Annotated in this window: 4 protein-coding genes; all 4 read left to right on the top strand. The window is 69.8% G+C overall.

Annotated elements, in window-relative coordinates:
• Positions 1 to 607, top strand: a 607-nt coding sequence (locus ACFWPJ_RS22390) for a cytochrome d ubiquinol oxidase subunit II (protein WP_378854261.1), incomplete at its 5' end; no start/stop codon positions are given.
• A 3-nt stretch (positions 608 to 610) separates the two neighbouring features.
• A complete protein-coding gene (gene cydD / locus ACFWPJ_RS22395; RefSeq protein WP_378854263.1) occupies positions 611 to 2,659 on the top strand; it encodes a thiol reductant ABC exporter subunit CydD in 2,049 nt (682 codons plus the stop codon).
• 50 nt (positions 2,660 to 2,709) lie between these two features.
• Positions 2,710 to 4,677: an ATP-binding cassette domain-containing protein gene (locus ACFWPJ_RS22400; RefSeq protein ID WP_378854267.1), complete on the top strand. Its 1,968-nt coding sequence runs from the start codon at positions 2,710 to 2,712 to the stop codon at positions 4,675 to 4,677.
• 326 nt (positions 4,678 to 5,003) lie between these two features.
• Positions 5,004 to 5,612, top strand: a complete 609-nt coding sequence (locus tag ACFWPJ_RS22405) for a Uma2 family endonuclease (RefSeq protein ID WP_378854265.1) — start codon at positions 5,004 to 5,006, stop codon at positions 5,610 to 5,612.
• The last annotated feature ends 272 nt before the right edge of the window (positions 5,613 to 5,884 follow it).

Consider the following 5,884-nt stretch of genomic DNA (forward strand, 5'->3'; position numbering starts at 1 on the left):
GGTGCCGCTGAACGTGGATCGCCAGATCGTCGGCTCTGTGTGGGATCTGCTCAGCCCCTACGCCCTGCTCGGCGGCCTGACGACCGGCATCCTGTTCGCCCTGCACGGCGCGGTGTTCCTGGTGCTCAAGACCGGCGGCGAGGTCCGGGCCGACGCGCAGCGCATCGTCCGGCTGCTGCTGGTGCCGACCGCGGTGATCGTCGGCGGCTTCGGGGTGTGGACCCAGCTCGCCTACGGTGCGGGCTGGACCTGGGCGGTGCTGGTGACGGCGGTGCTCGGATTGGTGCTCACCGGTGCGGCGAACGCGGCGGGTCGCGACGGCTGGGCGTTCGTCGGCACCACGCTCACGGTCATCTCGGCCACTGTGCTCATCGTCGGCTCGATGTACCCGAACGTGCTGCCCTCGACCATCAGCCCGCTCTACGACCTGAACATCTACAACGCGTCCTCGACGCCATACACCCTGAAGGTGATGAGCTGGGCCGCGCTGCTGGCCACGCCGGTCGTGCTCGTCTACCAGGGCTGGACGTACTGGGTGTTCCGGCAGCGGCTGACCGTCGAGCAGATTCCGGCGCCGACCGGGCTGCCGCTGATCGGCAAGGACTGAGTCATGGCACGGGCGGGCAGGTCGCAGAACGGGTCGGCCGTCGATCGGCGGACCGGTGCCGGATCGGTGAACCCGTCCCAGCACGGTGCGGTCGTCGAACCGCGGACTGCCAAGCGCCGTCCCGTCGACCCCCGCCTGCTGCGGTACGCCCATTCGGCCCGGCCCCACCTGGTGGTGTCGGTACTGCTCGCCCTGGTGATCACGGCGACGATCGTGGTGATCGCCGTGCTGCTCGGCCGGGTGCTCGCCGGGGTCATCACCGACCCCAGCGAGCGCGAGTTCAGCGCGTGGACAACGGAATTGATCGGGCTGGCCGTCGCTGTGGCGGTACGCGCGGCGGCGAGCTGGTGGCAGGCGCGGCTGGCGCATCGGGCCGGTGCCACCGTCGTCGCCGAACTCGAATCGGCGGTGCTGCGGGCGGGCGCCGAACTGCCGCCGCGCGAACTCGACGCGCGCCGGACCGAGATCGCGGTCGTGGTCGGCAACGGGCTGAGCGGCTTGCGCGGGTGGTTCACCGGCTATCTGCCCGCCCTGCTGCTGGCCTGCCTGGTGCCGCCGATCGTGTTGGTGGTCATCGCCTTCCACGATCCGACCTCGGCGCTGATCGCGATCATCACGGTGCCGCTGATCCCGCTGTTCATGGTGCTCATCGGCCTGCTCACCCAGGGTCGCGCCGAAGCGACCCTCGCCGCGACCACCCGCCTGTCGGACCAGCTCCTCGATCTGTTCGCGGGCATGCCGACGCTGCGTGCCCTCGGCCGCGAAGGGCCCGAGGGGCCCACCATGGTGAAACAGGTCCAGGCGCTGGGGGATTCGCTGCGGCGGCGGACCATGCGGGCGCTGCGGATCGCGTTCCTGTCCTCGATGGTGCTGGAGTCGCTGGCGACCTTGAGTGTCGCGCTGATCGCCGTCGCCATCGGCTTGCGGTTGGTGTATGGGGAGATGAGTTTGTACGCCGGGCTCGTCGCGTTGATCCTCGCGCCGGAGGTGTACTGGCCGCTGCGGCAGGTGGGGGAGAAGTTCCATGCGGCGCAGGATGGGATGGCGGCGGGGGACAAGGCTTTTGCGGTGCTGGAGTCGGGGGGATTCGCCGGTGATGGCGCGTCGGCAGCGCGCGACCAGAGCACGGCACACGGTGGCGTCCGGGGTGCCCGTGCGCAAGGCGCGACTCATGCGGGCGTCCGTCGTACCGGTTCGGGAATCATGGTGCGCGGGTTGACGATTGCCGCCCGCTCGGGGAATGCGCCCGATCGTCTGACCGCCGAACTCGCTCCCGGGGCGGTGACAGTCCTGACCGGGCCGAACGGATGCGGGAAATCGACTGCGCTGCAAGCGATTCTCGGCCTGGTCGCCCCCGGTGCCGGCGCCGTCCTTGTCGACGGCACCGATGTCCGCGAGCTCGACCCGGACAGCTGGTGGGCCCGCATCGCCTGGCTGCCCCAGCGGCCGGTCCTGGTACCGGGAACACTGCGCGAGAACATCGAACTCCTCGGCGCACACTCCACCGCCGCCGACCTCGACGAGATCAGCGCCGCAACAGGTTTCGATGCCGTGCTCAACGAACTACCGGACCGCTGGGACACGATCGTCGGCCAGGGCGGCATCGGCCTGTCACTGGGCCAGCGACAGCGCCTCGCCCTCACCAGGGTGCTGGCCGCCCACCGCCCCATCCTCCTGCTCGATGAACCCACCGCCCACCTCGATTCCCAGAGCGAGCAGCACGTGCTGACCACCCTGCGTGCTATCGCGGCCGCAGGCGCGACCGTCGTTGTCGTCGGCCACCGCCCGACGGTCCTGGCCGCGGCTGACGTCGTCGTGCAGGTGGTCGGAAGCACTGCACCCGCCACCGACCGGCTCGAAGGTGCCGGCTCCGATCGAGCGACGCCTTCTGCCGATGACCACGCAGCCCCCACTGATGCGGTGCCGGACACCAGATTCGGCGCCGACGGCAGCTCTGCGGACCGCGGGTCCGACAGACAGACGATGATCGATCGTGCGGAATCTCGAAGCTACGGCGTCGAGGATGCTGTGCAGGGGGTGTCGGTGTCGTGACCGAAGTCGGGCTCGAGCGTGGTGGGTCGCTGCGGCGGGATCTGCGGGAGATGCGGCAACTGCTTGCGTTGTCGCCGTGGCGGGTCGTGGTGGCGATCGCGTGGGGTGCGGCGGCGCTCGGTAGTGGGCTCGGGCTGGCTGCGCTGGCGGCGTGGTTGATCGCGCGGGCCTGGCAGATGCCGCCGGTGCTCTATCTCAGTGTGGCGGTGGTCGCGGTGCGCGCGCTGGGCATCTCGCGGGGACTGTGCCGGTATCTGGAGCGGCTGGCCACCCACGATGTGGCGCTGCGGGCGATGACCACGGCGCGGACGACGGTGTACCGCACGCTGGCGCATGCGGATATCTGGTGGTGGCAGGGGACTTCGGCGGATCGTCCGTCGGGTACGCAGGGCGATGCGCGCGAGGTCGACTCCGCAGCGGAGCTCAGCATGGGCGGGGCGGTGCCTGGTGCCGCGGCGCGATCCGCACGCGTGGGTGTTTCGGGGCGCGGTGCCGTGGCGCGGACCAGCGGCTCTGTGGCGTCGAGCGGGGGTGGTGATCTGCGGGAGATGCGGCGTGGTGATCTGCTGGTGCGGATCGGTGCCGATATCGATGACCTCGGTGCGGTGGTGGTCCGGGTGCTGGTTCCGGTCGCGGTGGCGGTGGTGCTGTCACTCGCGGCGATCGGACTGATCGCGTTCATCTCGGTGTCCGCCGCGGTGATTCTGGCTGTCGCCCTCGCTGTTTCGGGGATGCTGGCGCCATGGCTGTCGGGCGTGGCAGCGCGGGAAGCCGAGCAGGCCGTGCGCGCCGACCGTGCGGAGTTCACGGCGGAGGCGGTCACCGTGCTCGACCATGCCGCCGAACTTCGTGTCGCGGGCAAGCTCGACGCGGCACTCGCCCAGGCGGACAAGGCGACTCGGCGGGCGGTGCGAGCCGAGGACACCGCCGCCTCGCACAGCGCCTGGGCAGCCGCCGCGACCCCGCTGTCCATCGGCGTCAGCGCACTGGGAGCCCTGCTGGTCGGCATCGCCGCGTACGGACCGACGGGCGGGCTGCCCGGCGGCATGACCCCGATGGCACTCACCATCCTCGTCTTGGTCCCGCTATCGGCTTTCGAAGCCGTCGGCGCCCTCCCCGCCGCGGCAACCACTTTGACGACTTCCCGTGCAGCCCTGCACCGTCTCCGCGCCGCCCAGTCGGGCGAGACCAGCGGCGCCGCCGAGTCAGGCGGCACTGGCGAGACCAGCGGCACCGCCGCGACCGGCGCGACCGGCGCGACCGCCGCGACCGGCGCGACCGGCGAGTCCGGAGAGTCCGGCGCTACTGGAGAGTCCGGCGGGTCCGGCGCGACTGGAAATTCGATCCGCACCCACGCGACCGGCGGGGTGGCCGGGGCAGACGGTGGCGCGGTTCCGGGCAGCCGGGTGCGTGGGGCCGCCGAAACGCAAGCCGGCGCGGAGTACCGGTTGCCGCGTATCCCGCTGCCCGAGGGCCGCCGCATCGTCGTCATCGGACCCAGCGGCGCGGGCAAGACGACCCTGCTCATGTCCTGGGCAGGCCTGTTCGACACTCCCCGCCACGGGGTCACCTTCTTCGCCGAGGACGCCCACCTGTTCGGCACCTCGATCCTGGAGAACCTGCGCGTCGCTCGCGGTGACCTCACCGTCGAAGACGCCGAAAAAGCACTGCGGACAGTCGGACTCGGCCCCTGGCTCGACTCCCTGCCCGACGGCGTGCACACCGGGCTGACCGCAGGCGCGGCCGCGGTATCAGGCGGACAGCGCAGACGCATCCTGCTCGCCCGCGCACTCGTCGCCCCAGCCACCACCCTGCTGCTCGACGAGCCCACCGAACACCTGGCCGCCGCCGAAGGCGAACAACTGCTCCGGGACCTCCTCGATGCCGACAGCGGCCTGGTCGACCCGAACCGCACGGTCGTCGTCGTCACCCACCAGCTCCCGGCGGACCACCGCGCCGACACGATTGTCACCGTCGACGCCACCGGCGCCTGCCACCTCACCCACCGGGCACCCTGACCGGCATCCGCCCAGGTCAGCGCGACGAGAAAATCAATTGCCGAGCTCACGATGCGCAGATAGATTCGTCAGTACACAAGAGAGGAGGTGGTCTGAAGAATGTATGTTCATCGGATGCGTGAGGTGGCTGCCCGCTAGCAGCTCCACTGCGGGAGATTCCCCAGCGGTGCGCTGAGCGAATCCCAGGCAGTCACCCGACCCCCGAGCCCCCGGACGATCCAACCGGGACCACCGCGTTCACGAACGCAGTGGAACGGCTCGGGGGTCGCTCCATGTCTGGGGAAAACGTGCTGCTAGAGGTACTGATGCGCCGCTACGATGTGAGGATGAACGCAGAGCCGCTACCTGACGAGGTAGATGAAGCGGATGCGCCACCCACGTGGTTGGCGCCTCCCGGGGGGTACACGGCTGAGAAGTTTCTAGCGATGCGCGGCTTGCCGAAACACACCGAGTTGATCGATGGGGGATTGGTCTTCGTGAGTCCGCAGCGTAAGTGGCATCGGCGTGTCATCTCGATGGTTCGTGGGCAGTTGCGGGCTCAGGCTCCCGACAGCTTGCGCGCGGACCGCGAAATGGCGGTGCGACTGGCGGACCGGCAGATGCCGGAGCCGGATGTGTTGATCGTCAGCTCGGAGGCATTCGGTCGGGACGACCCCCAGAGCTTCTACTACCCCGACGACGTTGTACTCGTGGTCGAAGTCGTCTCACCGGACTCCGAGGAACGTGATCGCGACACGAAGCCGTTCAAGTACGCGAAGGCGGGGATCCCGCACTTCTGGCGGGTGGAACGAGGAACCGCTGACCAGGTCGTCGTGTACGCCTACGAGCTCGACCCGGTCACCCAGCGGTACGTGCCCGTCGGGATCTATCACGATCGGCTGACGGCTCGTGTGCCGTTCCCGATGGATCTTGACCTGACCGCGCTCGAAAATTAGCGCGGCAAACGATTCTGAGATTCCCTGCTTGTCGGTGAACAACTCGGAGAGCGCCCCGCTGTGTGCGTGCGCGGCGGGGCGCCCGAGGTAGGAAGTCAGCCGATGTAGCGCTGCAAGCGGGCCGAGAGGCGGGGTTCGAGGGCGCCATCGGCGTTTACTCGTTCCTCGACGTAGGCCAGGTCGCCGCCTTCGACGATGCCGTAGAGGCGCGTTGGGGCCCCCCCCCCCGGGCCCGCCAGGGGGGGGGTGAACGCGGGGGGGGGGCGGTTACC

The sequence above is a fragment of the Nocardia sp. NPDC058497 genome, from assembly GCF_042720195.1.
Taxonomy (GTDB): Bacteria; Actinomycetota; Actinomycetes; order Mycobacteriales; family Mycobacteriaceae; genus Nocardia.

Coding starts and splice junctions, on each gene's coding strand:
- ACFWPJ_RS22400 (WP_378854267.1), top strand. CDS start 2,710: ATGCGGCAACTGCTTGCGTTGTCGCCGTGGCGGGTCGTGGTGGCGATC.
- ACFWPJ_RS22405 (WP_378854265.1), top strand. CDS start 5,004: ATGAACGCAGAGCCGCTACCTGACGAGGTAGATGAAGCGGATGCGCCA.
- cydD (WP_378854263.1), top strand. CDS start 611: ATGGCACGGGCGGGCAGGTCGCAGAACGGGTCGGCCGTCGATCGGCGG.